Below are 14,742 nucleotides of genomic sequence, written 5' to 3'. Positions count from 1 at the left end.
TTTCTTCTCCCATGGAGTATGGCGGCGGAACCACCACAACCTCGTGCGGAAATCGCCATCGTCGTGGAAGACGGTGTCACGGGTCCCCATCCTTCGGATGTCGCCGCCACCCAACAACCGGCCGGCACCCTGACCGTCATGGCGGAGGAGTTTCCGCCCTTCAGTTATATGGTTGGCGATCGGGTGGTCGGCATTTCGGCCGACATCGTGTGCTCCATTCTCCAAAAGACGAACCAGCCGTGTTCGATTCAGTTGGTTCCCTTCAAGCGTGCCTATCACAACACCAAGACCAAATCGGGTCACGTGTTGTTCTCGGTGACGCGCCGCAAATCCCGCGAGAACGATTTCAAGTGGGTCGGTCCGCTGATCTCGTTCGAATCCGTCGTCTTCGGACGGGTGGAAGACGCCGAAAAATATCCGGATCTCGATGCGATGCGGCGTGCGTCATCGATCGGTGTGCTTTCCGGTGGCTCGGCCGAGCTGTTGCTCCGCCAATTGGAGTTCACCAACCTGGTGCCGCATCCCCTGAGCTTCAACAATTACCGCAAATTGGTGTACGGCCGGTTGGAGTTGACCACCGGAAGCGAGTGGGAATTGATGTTTCGCGCCAAGATGAACGGGTTGGATGTGACGTCGATCAAACCGTTGGTGGCGATCGCCCGCAACGAGATGTACATCGCCTTCAATAAAAAGACGCCCCAAGCCGTCGTCGAATCCTGGCAATACGCGCTGGACACCTTGAAAAAGGACGGCACCTATGACCGCATCGTCACGAAGTACAAGGATAACCCGCCCCTGCCGCCGGTAGAGTGATTCGCGAAGGAGATCGTGCATGCATGCTTATTTTGCCTTGGTGCCCAAGGGGCTCGAGGAGCAACTTGCCGAGGAGTTGCGGGGCTTCGGGGCACGAGAGGTTCGTTTGACCAAGGCCGGCGTCTCGTTTTTGGCCGATGTGCCCACGGCCTATCGCATCCTGCTGTGGTCGCGCCTCTGCGGACGGCTGTTGCGGCCGTTGACCGAGTTCGAGGCCCGCGATCCCGATCAGCTCTATGCCGGTGCCAAGCTCGTCAACTGGACGGCACAGATGGACCTCGCCCACACTTTTTCGATCGAGCCGGTGGTCAGTGCCTCGCGCATCGGCCACGCCCAGTTCGCGGCCCAGCGGGTGAAGGATGCGGTCGTCGATCAATTCCGCGCACGCCTTCATCGGCGTCCTTCGGTGGATCGACAGCACCCCGATGTGCGGCTGCACATGGTCATCAAGCGCGACCGTTGCACGCTGAGCATCGATTTGGGAGGTAGCCTGCACCGGCGTGGTTACCGGCCCGAAGGCGGCCTGGCCCCCCTGAAGGAAAACCTGGCCGCGTCCATTTTGCAACGGGCCCAATGGCCGGAAATCGCCGCGGAGGGCGGGGCCCTGATCGATCCCCTGTGCGGGTCCGGGACCTTTTTGATCGAAGGTGCCATGATGGCGGCGGACATCGCGCCGGGGTTGCTGCACGACCAGAAGGTGCCCACTGCCTGGCTGGGCTTCCAGCCGCGCGTTTGGACCGAATTGCGCGAGGAGGCCGAGGCGCGACGCGAAGCGGGCCTCGCGAAGTTCGAAGCGCCGATCCTCGGCTTCGATCGATCGCGCGACGCGATGTACGCCGCACGGGCCAACATCGCTCGGGCGGGTCTGGCCGGCCGCATCGAGGTCGAGCGCCGGGATCTGCACGACTGGCCGGACGAACCCTTCGACGGCAACGCCTCCGGCCTGGTGGTCACCAATCCGCCCTATGGCGCGCGCCTGGGTGAGTTGCCGGAATTGGTGATGCTCTACACGAGGTTGGGACACGTGCTCAAGACCCGGTTTCCGGGATGGTCGGCGGCGATGCTCACGGCCCACGGCGGTCTGGGCAAGCAAACGGGGCTGCGGGCGCATCGCGTCTACAAGCTCTACAACGGCACCATTCCCTGCCAGATGTTGCGGATCGCGATTCGGGCCGACAACGAGGGACCCAGCCGCCAGGAGAGCCTGGCGCTGCACGACGGCGGCAGTCTTCCGATTTCCGAAGGCGCGGCCATGGTCCGGAACCGTCTCAAGAAGAATCTCAAACAGATCGGCAAATGGGCCGCTCGGGAAGGGGTCGGTTGCTACCGAATCTACGATGCCGACCTGCCCGAGTACAACGCCTGCATCGACCGCTACGGCGATTACCTGCTGATCCAGGAATACCGTGCACCGGCCCAGATCCCGGCCGCCAAGGCCGAGCGTCGTTGGATGGAAATGGTGCTGGTGGCGCCCGAGGTGGTGGGGATCCCGCGCGATCGGGTGTTTCTCAAGACACGCGAGCGCCAGAAGGGGAACAACCAGTACCAGGCACAGGAAGAGAAGGGGCCGCCGATCGAGATCGTCGAAAACGGCCTGCACTTTTGGGTCGACCTGCACCAATACCTCGATACGGGCCTGTTTCTGGATCATCGGCCGATCCGGGCGCGGATTCGCGAATTGTGCGACGGCAAGCGGTTCCTGAACCTGTTCGCCTACACGGGGACCGCGACCGTCTATGCCGCCGCCGGCGGGGCCAGGGAGACCTTGACGATCGACATGTCCAACACCTACCTCAACTGGGCCGAGCGCAACATGGCCTTGAATCGTTTGGGCGGTGCCCGGCACAGGTTTCTGCGGGCCGACTGCATGAATTGGCTCCAAAGCGCCAAGGGCTCCTACGACGTAATTTTCCTGGATCCGCCCAGCTTCTCCAATTCCAAGAAGATGGATCGGGTGTTGGACGTGCAGCGCGACCACGTGTTCCTGGTGACCCGGGCGGCCGAACTGTTGGCTCCTGGCGGCGTGCTGTTTTTCTCCAACAATCTGAAATCGTTCAAGTTGAACAAAGACAAACTGAGCGGTGCGGGTTTGTCGGTGAAGGATATCTCGCGAGAGACGATTCCGCAGGATTTCGCGCGCAACAAGCGCATCCACCACTGCTTCGAGATCCGCAAAGGCTAGGGGCCGAAACGAAAAAAGGGCCCTCCGAAGAAGGCCCTGGTGGTGGGGGTGGTGTTCAGTCCATGCGTTCCACTGTCACGAGGGCGACGGGGCCGCGCCAATCGTAGGTGGCACGGTCCAGGCCACCGATGCCGTGGATGCCGTTGCTCACGTACACGTAGCCTTCGGCACCGCCGGGATCGGGAGCGCCGCCAGAGCCACAGGGTGGTCCCGGAATGAAGTCGCAACTCTCTGAGTTGGCTTCGGTTCCCGCATCGTAGGCCAGGGCGTGCGCCATGGCACGATGGTCGCCGGCCTGCTTGACGTAGTTGTCGAAGCTGGCCGGGCGCCGAATTTCGGCTGCGAAAAAGGCGTCGTTGGTGCTGACCAGCATGCCGGCCACGCTGATGTAGTTGTAGCGACCGGCCGCAGTGACCCGAATCATGACGGACTGGCCTGGAGGCAGCGGATCGGAGGCGACCTGTACGTCGTAGACGAGATCGAGCGGGGCCAGCTCGTCGGCGAGCGGTTGGGCGTTTCCATCTTCGGCCATGGTGCGCAGCGTGCCGGAAGCGGGCTGGCCCAATTGGAACAGGGAGATGTCGTCGGCGTGGACCACGGCGATCGGGGGGGAGAAGACCTGGCCGCGCGTCAGGTTGGTGATCGTCACGCGGTATTGGGTGCCGGGCAGGTCGCTACCGGGATCTTCGGGCGGAATGAGTACCCCATCGATCACGTGGATCACCCCGTTCGAGGCCAAGATGTCGGTGGCCACCACGTTGGCGTCGTTGATTTTGACACCGTCGTCGTTCGCGGTGATCGTGGCCGTGTCGCCATTGAGCATTTCCACCGTGTCCAGGCTCACCACGTCCGCTGCCAGCACCTGGCCCGAGACGACGTGGTAGAGCAGTATGTCGGCCAATGCCTCGGGATCCGCCAGCAGGGCATCCAGCGTGCCCGCGGGCAGTGCCGCGAAGGCGTCGTCCGTGGGGGCGAAGACCGTGAGCGGGCCGTCACCCCGCAAGGCATCCACGAGCCCGGCCGCTTCGGCCGCTTGCAGGAGGGTGGTGAAGTCACCGGCGGCGGCGGCCGTATCCACAATGTCGTCCTGGGTCTGAGTGGGCGGAATGAGTACCGCGTCAATCACGTGAATGACGCCGTTCGAGGCGAGGATGTCGGTCGCCACCACGTTGGCATCGTTGATCTTGACGCCGTCGTCGTTCGCGGTAATCGTGACCGTGTCGCCATTGAGCATTTCCACCGTGTCCAGGGTCACCACGTCTGCCGCCAGTACCTGGCCCGAAACGACGTGGTAGAGCAGCACGTTGGCCAACGCATCGGTGTCCGCCAGCAAGGCGTCCAGCGTTCCGTCGGGAAGCGCCGCAAAGGCGTCGTCCGTGGGTGCGAAGACCGTGAGTGGGCCGTCACCCCGCAGGGCATCCACGAGTCCAGCCGCTTCGGCCGCCTGCAAGAGGGTGGTGAAGTCACCGGCGGCTGCCGCGGTATCCACGATGTCGTCTTGAGCCCGAACGTGTGATGAGAACGAGAGAGCCAGGAGTCCTAGCGCAGTACAGAAAGCGCTCGATTTCCACATGAGTACGCTCCTTTCGGTGCCCTGTAACGACAGGGCGAAGTGATTGAGAGTGTAGCCTCGCCAAGATCAAGTCAAAGAGAGCCGGGAAACCATCTTCGTCAGGGATGGTTTCCATGGTCGGTGCACGCGTGCCGAAAAGTTGTGTCGTTGAACTCGATGCTCAAATTACGACGGTTGACTGGTTCTGTCAAGATGTTGTCTATGTTTTTTCCAAGTGATGACATTCTGATGAAGGCAGACAGACCATTGAACCTGGATCGCCCGGTGCCACCATCCGGTCGATAAATCATTGAGGAAGCCAAAGTTATTTGCGTCGAAGCGGTGTATTCGACCGTGGTTTTCCTTTCATTGAGACCTCGATACCGGATAGATTGAAGGTGTATTATGAGATCTACGTCACAAAAAACAAACTTGACAACTTTGTTTGCATCGGAATTTGGCCCGCTGACGAACCGCAAAAATCTCCCGTGTCCGGATTTTGTCCAAGCTTATTCACTGACCAAGGGTGGATAGAATCGCAGGTACGACCCTGAACCCGAAACGCTGACCGGGGAAGGCATGGCCGCGATTGGACCGAATCACCATCGAAGAACCCGGTTCTGAAGTCCCCGAATGAACATAAGTGGTGTAATACCTGTAGGTTGAGCAGCCTGCTCAACCAATCGAAGCGAAACAGCTCGAAGAAATCGAAAACCCGAGACGACACCCACCACCGCAAAATGTCCGACCAAAGTTGGATGGAATCGCAGATGCGAACCTGAACCTGAACCTGAAATGTTGACCGGTAAAGGCATGGCCTCGATCCGACCAAAACATCATCGAAAAGCCCAGTTCTGAAGTCCCTGAACGAACATAAGTGGTGTAATGTCTGTAGGTTGAGCAGCCTGCTCAACCAATCGAAGCGAGACAGCTCGAAGAAATCGAAAACCCGAGACGACACCCACCACAGCAGACGAGTCGGCCGCAAAAGGAGCGGCCCTGCCCTGCCGAGTCGCGGCCTGCATCAACGACCGAACGCGTCGAGCACGATGCGGAACGAGATGCGACCGAACGGGGAGGGGTCGCCGTTCGGGCTGAGGCGGTCGCGGGCCTGATTGGCGATATCGGCGTGCAGCGGCGTTTGGTCCAGCAGGTTGCCGCCCACGAGAGACGTGTGAAAGCCCCGATAGCTGAAACTGTAGGCGGCATGGACCAGGGTGTAGTCCGATGCGGTGTCCTGTGGGCCCACGTACCGGGCGGACAGGCCCAGGTGATGGCGTTCTCCCAGCCGATAGCGAACGCCGAGCGAGCCGTTCCATCGTGGCGAGAACAGGGCGGTCGGGTCGTCGGCGAGTTCGCGGTTGCCGGCATCGTTGTACGCTGCGCTCGCCATCGTCTTGAACTTTCGGTAGGAGAACTGGAAATCCAGCTCGCCGCCCGTACGGTGGAAGGACCGCGCGTTGAGGTACATGCTCTCTCTTCGATCGGGCAGCGGCGTACGCACGATGAAATCGCTGCCCTCGAATCGGTAGATGTTGGCCACGAAGAGCGCATGGGAGGTGGCGTAGGTATAGGCCAGGTCGAAGGTCGCCACGGTTTCCGGAACCAGGTCGGGGTTGCCCAGAACGACGTTGGGAATGACGAGCGAGGTTTGCACGAAATTCGGCGTGTTGAACCCCTCGCCGTAGAGCAGTTTGAACGAGTGCACGGTGGTCGGCCGGTAAATCAGGGCCATGCGCGGCTGGGTTCTCCAGCCGATGCGCTCGTGATGGGTGGCGCGGGCGCCCACCACCAACCGCCAACGTTCCGTGTTCCAGTCCAGTTGCGAGTAGAGCGCGAGTTCGTCATGGTGTTGCGGCGTCATGGTGACCAATCGATCCCGGGCCGGATCGGCGGGGGTGTTGCCGTATTCGCCCGATTCCCGGTGTTCGTAGTCGATACCGCTGAACCAGTCGAGCGAGTCGTTCAGGTTCAGGTTGACCTGGGCGCCGAGCCGGCCACGGGCGTTGTCTCTCCCGTCGTTCGAGAACTCCTGGATGGCGTGGTAGCGGCCGTCGATCAGATTGTCGGTGGGGATCTTCAGGAAAAAGTTGTTGTAGTCGCCGAAAAGCGTCAGATCGTACGTGGTGCGCGACCAGCGATGCGCGACGTGAAGCAGGTAACCCTCGTATTGGAGCTCCGCACGATTGATCGGCGTGGCCGGACCGGCAAGGCCACTGGAGGAGGAGGTGAAGGCGTGGGCGAGGAAGTCGGTCCGGCCGATCTGCATGCGGGCCAGCAGCGATTTGGCATGGTGAAAACGCTCGAGGGTTCCGCGCGACGGGGATCCAGGTGGGAAAAAGGGCGGAGGAGGCCGATTCTCGAACAAGCCGGCATAGCCCTTTTCGTCGCGCCAGGATCCCGCCACGGTGTACCTCGTCTGTGACAGGCTGCGCGGCACCCCGCCGTAGGCGAACCCCAGCTCTCGTTGGGCGTGGCTACCCAGGGTCGCGCTCGCCCGGCCGCCGTCGATCTCTTCCAACACGATATTGACCACACCGGCCGTGGCGTTGGTGCCGTACAGCACGGCACCCGGCCCCCGAATGACCTCCACGTGGCTGACTGCCTCGAGCGGGATCCCCCACAGTGGGTTGTCTCCGTGGCTGGGTTGCCAGTAGGGAACCCCGTTCAGGAGGAACAGGATCTTCTGGTTGAAGAACTCGGCCAATCCGCGAAGCATCAGGGAGGTGGTGCCGATTTCGGTGTCGATCGGAACCAGGCCGGGAATCAGGGACAGCATTTCGCGCAGGGTGGTGAGACCGATTCGGCGCATGTCTTCGGCCTCGTAGCGCGAGACCACCGCCGGGGTTTCCAGGATGCCTTCCGCTTCGATGGAGGCGACCGACACACGCAGCTCCAGCAGGTCTTCCAACGAAAGCTCGTTTTGGATGGGTGGCTCGCCGTGGGGGTCTTGTTTGAGCGGGTCGATTTGCCACATCAGATAAAGGGAAAGCAAGCAAATGGCGTTGGTGAGCACGAATGGACTCCTGCCAGTGGTGGCTTTGCGTTATGTCTGAAGGATCGGATAGGGAAGTTCAACCAATGAATTTAGGTCGGTGGCGGCCACGGCATTTTGGTTTTTATTCGATAGAATGCGCTCTTCCTGGTCCTGGGGTCCGAGCAGCCGTCCTGGGAGAACATTGGGTGGCTGAGTTCGGCTCCCTCTCGGTGGGCTCCGTGACCTCATTATGTAACAAACTCTGTAAAGCTCGAAGGTAACGCTAAAAATATCTGTTGGAACAAGCTGCGTTTGGAGCGCCCGAATGCGGAGAGATTCGTCGTGCCAGGTAGGGGCATCAGGGGCGGTAAGCCCGCCGGATGAACTAGTCGAAGTAATCCAGGCGAGGAGTTCCAACCTATTTTCGAGGGTCGGCGCGATTAAAACAGCCGGCTTCAAAATGTGCGGCGGGCACGGCCGGTATGGCACGGCCGGTATGGCAGGGCCGGTATGGCAGGGCCGGTAAGGCCGGCGCACCTACCGGGCCATACCGGCCGTGCACGACGCCCCTTTCGTAGATGCGGGCACACCTATGCGATTCGCTTCGATTAGTTTCTGACCTGAAACCCAGGCCCCGGCCTGGGCAACGACTCTGTGGTGAAAAAGTTCCTCGGCTCCAGAACCGAGCCTGGTCGTGCGCGACACCTCCGAGTTAGTCACCCGCGTCACCGGAGACATGCCCTCCACCAAACAAAAAAATGCCCGACTCGCGCGGGTCTTGCGACTCGTCGAGCCAGGCCAAAGGTCTGGAGAAATCACGCGACGCCGTTGCCGCGCAATGAAGGAGACTGGGATTGGGTCAGGCGCAAAGAAGGGCTTCGGCAAAAAATGGCTCGGGCGAACTTCACGGAGTCGCCCGAGCCGTGCCCAGGCCTTGGAGTGACATGCAACGCTTCAAGGGGTGATGTTGCACGAGAGGAAGTGGGTGCCCGGATCCTGGACCGACGGGGAAGAGGTGCCCCTCGGGATCCGGGCGATGTTTTCGGGTGTGGGCCCATCCAATCGGCGTCTCTCCGCGTTGGAAGATCCCCCGACGTGGGATGGGCGTCGAATCAGAGCGACCTCACGAAATTGATCAGGTTCTGCTTTTCGGTGGCGCTCAGGTTGTTGAAGTTGTCGCGAACCACCGCGCCCTGGCCGCCGTGTTGCTGAATCGCTCCGGCGACGGAGGAGGCACTGGCGTCGTGCAGGAACAACAACGCGCGACCGTTCTTCTCGAGCATGCGGATGTTGTGACCCAGGCCCCACAGCGGCGGGGTGCGGAAGTCGCCCTTGCCCAGGTCCCACGTCTTCATGTCGGTGTAGGGACGGATGGTCAGGTTGCGCAGGTGGGTCGGCGCATCGCCGCGGGTCCGTTGCACCGGCGTGTGGCAGTCACCGCAGCCGATTTCGTTGAACAACACATCGCCTTCGGCCACGCCGGGACGGTCGTAGCTGCCCGGGTCACGGGCGGGTACGGTCAACAGTTCGGTGTAGGTGGTCATCAGTTCCAGCACGCGACCGGGCAATTTGTCCGGATCCACTTTGTGGTCGTTCACCAGCGCGTTACGCACCTGTTGGGCGACCGTGGGTGCCGAGCCGTCCCAGGAGAAACCGGCCTCGCGCCCCTCGATCATCTCCAGGAGCTTGACGCCGAACGTGGGCGGCGGCAGGCGTTGGCCGTTGGGCGTATCCACGAGTTCCGAACCGCGGCCGTCGCGGAAGTGGCAGCCGCCGCAGGAGAATTCGCCGATCTTGACTTCGTCGAAATCGGTCGAGCCCTGCTTGTTGGGATCGATGCCGTGGAAGAGGTGGTGGCCCAGGATGAAGTCGTCGACCTGATCCTCGGTGTGGATCGTGGTGAAGGGTTGGGTGAAGATGGCGTTGTATTCCAGGTCGGAATAGGCACCGGCATCGGAGAGCACCATGGTGGTGGAGGCCTTGCCGGCCGGATTCAGGCGCGGGTCGCCGAAGTTGCCCCAGCCGAGACCCACGGTGTAGTAGGAGAAGTCGTTGTAGGTCTGGGCGCCGGTGGTGCCGGCGACGGCGGTGACTTCGAAGGCGATGACCTGGCCGTAGCTGTACGCGCCGTCGAACCCGGGATTCTGGGTCAGGGCGAAGAACTGCTGGCCGTTGGGGCCGCCTGCCGTGTTGCGCATGGATTCGACCCGCAGCACGCTGCCGTCGATCTGCCAGCGCAACTGCACGTTGCCGGGCTCGTCATCGACCCAGATGGTGTATCGGTCGAGGTTGCGCAGCAGGTCGTTGTTGTGCTGGGCGTCGAGGATGGCCGCGGTCGTTCCGTCATGGGATACCGGGTGGCGGAAACGCATCCAGTTGGCGGACCCGTCCGTGAAGGAGGGGTAGTTGTGCGGATCCACGCGTTGGCCCTCGGTGGTGAAGAGACCCGTCCAGAGCCAGCGGTGCGCCGGATTGTTGTTCAGCGAATGCGTGGGGTGCTCGAAGCGGAAGAAGTAGGTGTATTCCCCGGAGCATGGAATCGTGGCTTGGCCGTTCACGACCTTGATGCCTTTGAACGTCGCGTTGTCGTCATCGGAACACCAGCATTCCAGGTTGGCGTCGCCCGGGGCCTTGATGATTTGGGGACCCCAGCGCCAAGTCAGTTGGTCGCCCGCGAGATCGAACGCGAAACCGTGGGAGGTGGGCGCGGCGCCGTTGATCGGGGTCCGCAGGGCGGCCGGAGGATTGGCGCGCGGCGGGGGACCGACATTGTGATTGGTCTGGGAGTTGGAGGTCCAATCCAGGTGGTCGAAATTGGGATCGCCGTCGCCGCCATCGCCGCCGTCACCACCATCGCCGCCATCACCGCCGTCACCACCGTCGCCGCCGTCGCCGCCGGTGCCGCCGAAGGTGAAGGTGTAGCGGGGGAAATCGTCGGCGCTCATGCCGGGAACCTTCAGTTGTGCGGTGTAGGTTTGACCTCGAGTCAGGTTGGTGTGCACCCGTTCCCAGCGACCGTTGTTCAGTTCGGCCGGGTAACAGTCGTTTTCCAGGTCCTTACAGTTGTAGAAGGTGCCCGAGGTGGGCCACTCCGGTTGGGCCTTGAACCAGTAGCGTGCCGTGTTCGCGTTCAGGGTTTCCACGCCGAAATCGTCGGTGGGTGGGACGTCGGGTCCTTCCACGACGACGGTGTCGCGTGCTTCGGCGACGGCGCCTTCGTCGTCGGTGGCCACCACGCGTAGCGCGTAGGCGCCTTCGACCAGGCTCGACAGGGTCCAGGTGAAGGGGGTGTCGACCAGCGAGCCGGCACTCGTTTTACCGCTGCCCGGCTCGGTGTAGAACAGTTCCGCGGAGGCGACCTTGCCGTCGGAATCGGCGGCGGAGGCCGTGACGGTCATGGTGCCGCCCACTTCCAAGCTGCCGGAGATGTCGTCGATGCTGACCGTGGGGGGATTGTTGCCCGTCCCGTTGACGGTCACGGAAGCCGTGTCCTCGCCCGTGGCGCCGTCGTCGTCGGTGGCGACCGCGCGGAGCTGGTAGGTGCCGGCTTGCGCGTTGTCGATCGTCCAGGAGTAGGGTGCCGCCGTGTCGCTTCCCAGGTCGATTTCGCTACCGTTGGGCGGGGTTGCGTACAGCCTGACCGAGGCAACCGAACCGTCACTGTCGGAAGCGTTTGCGGTCACCGTGAAGGATTCGCCCGCAGTCACCGCGCCGGAGGGCGGAACCACGGTGACGGTAGGCGGCTCGTTGGGGGTCGCGCCGAATTCGAACGTGACTGGTTCCATGGGCGAGATGTACTGCCCGCTGGCGTTGTCTTGAACCTTGAGCTGGATTTGATAGGTGTTGCCGCTGGCCAGGTTGGCAATCGGGCGTTCCCAATAACCGTCGACCAGTGAGCCGGATACACAGTTATCGCCCAAACAGATGTAATTCCAAGAGCCCGTCCAGCCCTGATCTTGAAAGAAGATGACGCCGCTGGTGGGACTGGTCGCACGGATGCCGAAATCGGCCAGGGCCATGGTGCAGAACCCGAAAATCATCCAAGTCATCAAAACAAATTTAAAGGGGGTGGCACCGGTTTGCAGACCTTGTTGCCTCCTCTGGCCAGGTCCTTCTGGTTGCCGTTGGTTTTTCCGGAAGGCCCGGGATGGGGCACCGGAAAGCTGGGTGGTCATCGTATCTCTCCTCAACTACGAGTCACTTGTGCAAATCCTTCGACTTGTTCGTGTTCCTCAATCGCTCGACGCGGCAGGAGATCCTGTGGGATCTGCGGGGCTCCTGTGGGTATCCGTCGCCGTTTTTGGGCAAACACCGGCCTCGACCGCCCGGGCAGGGCGGACCCGAAGAAGGATTTGAGGTTATAGCCGGTGGGTTGCTGCGGGACGTGCGCGGGAAACCTCGGTGCAGGCAGGGGTGATACTCGCTCGCCGAGCGCGGGGCTACCGGGCAAGTCGGTTCGGAGGTTTCCTGTCGTCCGTGGTTGGGGCGGGGTCGGGCATCGGGCCCGAATCACCACCCGGCTGGCTCGTCTCCTTCATGGAAACGAAAGTGGGTTGAACGGCGCGCCCTGGGGAGCGATTCGCCACTCGGGGCCATGTCTGTCGATGAACGAATTTCGGGTGCAAGCAACTTGTCGAGAAGCGAAATGGATATCCCGAAACCCGTTCGCGTGCCCAATCGGTCGGCCCATCCTGGGGTAAGGGGATGGAACCGTGTCCGACGGGACACGGACAACGCGGGTAGAACATGACTCTAGATCATCGATCGAACGAAGCGGTACCAATGCCGCTTCGGCCCACCGGGCACGAGCGAAGACCGGTGAAGGCGACAAGACATCTAGATGTGGGGGGTTGGCATTTTGAAGGGCGCAGTGAATTCGGTGGCAGCCCTGATCCGAGGGAGGAAACCGGACATCGGAGCCCCCGCCTCCACGAGAGGATGAGGCGAGGCAAACGCGAGCGATGAACCTGACTTGACGTAGATGGATCTGCCGAATGGAAACGTGGACAATGAGCGAAACCGAGGAAGTGGAAAAAATCGCCGAATCGAATGAAGAAGGTGATGAAGGTGATAAGAAAGGCGAATCCGCGGTAACGCGTCGTGGGTTGATTAAAGAAGAAAGCGGAAAAAAATGATGTGACCGCTATCACTCGCGATGTTTGCTCGAAAATATGGTGTAAATACTGGAAATAATACATTTTGGATATGGTTTTTGATGAGATGTGGGAAATGATTTATGTTAACGATAACATAAATCACTAAATTGGAATAATAAAATGCGCCTTTCTCGCTTTTTCTTTGACGCCTGATCGTGTATTTTCCTCTCTTTCGTTGGTTCTTGAATTCGGGCGGCTTCCCTTCTTTTCGTTTCGTCGGGGATCTGGTGGGACCTGGCGAGTTGGTTCCGATCCCTTCCAACCCGGGGCTCGGGGCTTCGCTTGGGGACCATGCCGGCGAGCGGTCGGCTCGACCCCTTCAAAAAACCATGACATTTCCTAAATAAATGCCGGCATTCGCACACAAATCCTTGGCCTACCGCACCCATCGGTCCTTCTACCATGGCGGAAGTCGCTCTTGGATGAACCCGTGATCGCGAGCCGTTTTCACCCTGCGTCCTGGTGCGCCGCAAACGCTTCGGCCGTGCGACGCGTTCTGGATCGACCGCGTGCGGGCTTCGAGATCGATCGTGGGACGGAGGAGACGGGCAAAAGGGGGAGGGCGGGGGACCCTTGGGCGCGTCCCCGAAGGCCCCTGACGGCAGGCCATGGGGTTTTCTGTGTTTTGCCACAACACCGGGGCCTGGTTCGAGATTTGAAAAAAATAATGTTAACGGGAGAATTGGTAATGTTTGGATTTTTTGTGTTGATCGGTTTGTGGTGCGCGATGGAGGCGGGTTCTCCCACGGTGGTCGCGAATCCCGTTCTGTTTCGAAATGTCGACGTCCTTCCCATGGACGGCACGGGTTTGAATGCGGGCATGGACGTGATCGTCGAAGGCGGTCGCATTCGTGCGATGGTGCCGCACGACCCGAATCGAACGAACACGGGTGCGCGCGTCATCGAGGGAAGTGGCAAGGTGTTGATGCCGGGATTGGTGGACATGCACGCCCACCTGCCCAACGGCAGCGCAGAGAGTTGGGACCTCGACGACTATTTCGCTCGTTGCCTTGCCGCCGGAGTGACCACCGTGCGATCGATGCGCGGGCATCCGCGTCAGTTGGCGTGGCGTGCGGAGGTACTCGGCGGCGAGCGTTTGGGGCCCCATCTGGTGCTGGCGGCTCCGCCGTTCCACCGCGATCAGGCGGCAACCGCCGATCTCGACGTTCTGGCAGAGCGTTACGCCCGTGCCGGGTACGATTTCCTGAAAGTGCTTTCGGGTATCGAGTTCGAACAATACCGGTCCCTGATGGAAACGACGCGAAAGCTCGGCCTCGATGTCACCGGGCACATCATGCCGGAAGTCGGTCCTCACCGAACCGTGGCCCTGGGTCAACGCACCGTCGAGCATCCCCTGACCCTCGATACGCTGCTCGAAAAGGAGGGCGAGCAAGGGGTTCGTAAATTGGCGCGACGCATGCGGGAGAACCAAGTGTTTTTTTGCCCGACCTTGGACTTCTACCTGATCCACATCCCGATGATGCGCGGGGAAGATTTCGCCAAACAAAGGCCGCTCACGGGCTTGCCGCCCCAGGTCCAAGCGGACTGGACGGCCTACCAGCAAGAATACACGGAGAAGGCGCGCAAGGGCGGTGAGGACTTCCTGGCCAAGCGAGCCGCCTTCGAGAAACGGGTGGCCGACTATCGGCGCCTGTGCCGAATCCTGCACGAGGAGAAGGTGGCGTTCCTCGTCAGTGCCAGCGCCGGACCCTTCATCGCGCCGGGTACCTCGATGCTGGATGAAATGAAACACTTCAAATCGCTGGGCTTCAGCAACGAAGACGTCTTGATGGCGGCCACCTGGCACGCCGCACGGGCCTTGCGGAAGGGCGAGGAATTTGGCCAGGTTCGCGAAGGACGACGGGCCGATCTGCTCTTGTTGGGTGCCAACCCTCTCGAAGACCTGGACGCGCTGCGAAACATCGAGGGCGTCATGCTGGAGGGACGGTTGCTGGAATTGCCCCGAATCGCCACGCCCCAACTGTGAATCGGTCCTACGGATACCGCCCGAAACAGGCTGTTTTCGGCGGTATCCGGCCATTTTCCCGTAGCTGAGCCGCGA

The 14,742-nt window shown here is 61.3% G+C and carries 7 protein-coding genes; 4 read left to right on the top strand and 3 right to left on the bottom strand.

Annotated elements, in window-relative coordinates:
• Nucleotides 1–18: 18 nt before the first annotated feature.
• Together J3U87_RS29845 and rlmKL are read left to right on the top strand one after the other, a co-directional pair.
• Nucleotides 19–813, top strand: a complete 795-nt coding sequence (locus J3U87_RS29845) for a substrate-binding periplasmic protein (protein ID WP_237379450.1) — start codon at nt 19–21, stop codon at nt 811–813.
• A gap of 19 nt (nt 814–832) precedes the next feature.
• On the top strand, nt 833–2,995 hold the full coding sequence (rlmKL, locus tag J3U87_RS29840; protein ID WP_237379449.1) for a bifunctional 23S rRNA (guanine(2069)-N(7))-methyltransferase RlmK/23S rRNA (guanine(2445)-N(2))-methyltransferase RlmL: 2,163 nt from the start codon (nt 833–835) through the stop codon (nt 2,993–2,995).
• Nucleotides 2,996–3,050: 55 nt separating this feature from the next.
• Here the strand turns inward: rlmKL and J3U87_RS29835 are convergent, their stop codons facing one another.
• The 3 genes from J3U87_RS29835 to J3U87_RS29825 all read right to left on the bottom strand — a co-directional run bounded on the left by J3U87_RS29835 (nt 3,051) and on the right by J3U87_RS29825 (nt 11,573).
• Nucleotides 3,051–4,484, bottom strand: coding sequence for a fasciclin domain-containing protein (locus J3U87_RS29835; RefSeq protein WP_237379448.1), 1,434 nt, complete (start codon nt 4,482–4,484; stop codon nt 3,051–3,053).
• A 1,087-nt stretch (nt 4,485–5,571) separates the two neighbouring features.
• Nucleotides 5,572–7,563 carry a TonB-dependent receptor plug domain-containing protein gene (locus tag J3U87_RS29830; protein WP_237379447.1) on the bottom strand — a complete coding sequence of 664 codons (1,992 nt, stop codon included), beginning with the start codon at nt 7,561–7,563 and terminating at the stop codon, nt 5,572–5,574.
• A gap of 1,073 nt (nt 7,564–8,636) precedes the next feature.
• On the bottom strand, nt 8,637–11,573 hold the full coding sequence (locus tag J3U87_RS29825; RefSeq protein ID WP_237379446.1) for a family 31 carbohydrate-binding protein: 2,937 nt from the start codon (nt 11,571–11,573) through the stop codon (nt 8,637–8,639).
• A 945-nt stretch (nt 11,574–12,518) separates the two neighbouring features.
• On the opposite strand from J3U87_RS29825, the gene J3U87_RS29820 reads away from it, so the two are divergent.
• Both J3U87_RS29820 and J3U87_RS29815 read left to right on the top strand, forming a co-directional pair.
• Nucleotides 12,519–12,659, top strand: a complete 141-nt coding sequence (locus J3U87_RS29820) for a hypothetical protein (RefSeq protein ID WP_237379445.1) — start codon at nt 12,519–12,521, stop codon at nt 12,657–12,659.
• 709 nt (nt 12,660–13,368) lie between these two features.
• Complete coding sequence (locus tag J3U87_RS29815) at nt 13,369–14,667, top strand: amidohydrolase family protein (RefSeq protein WP_237379444.1); 1,299 nt, start codon at nt 13,369–13,371, stop codon at nt 14,665–14,667.
• Nucleotides 14,668–14,742: the final 75 nt, after the last annotated feature.

Origin of the sequence: Sulfidibacter corallicola (genome assembly GCF_017498545.1) — a bacterium.
Lineage (GTDB): Bacteria > Acidobacteriota > Holophagae > Acanthopleuribacterales > Acanthopleuribacteraceae > Sulfidibacter > Sulfidibacter corallicola.
This window is presented reverse-complemented; position numbering and strand designations above follow the sequence as displayed.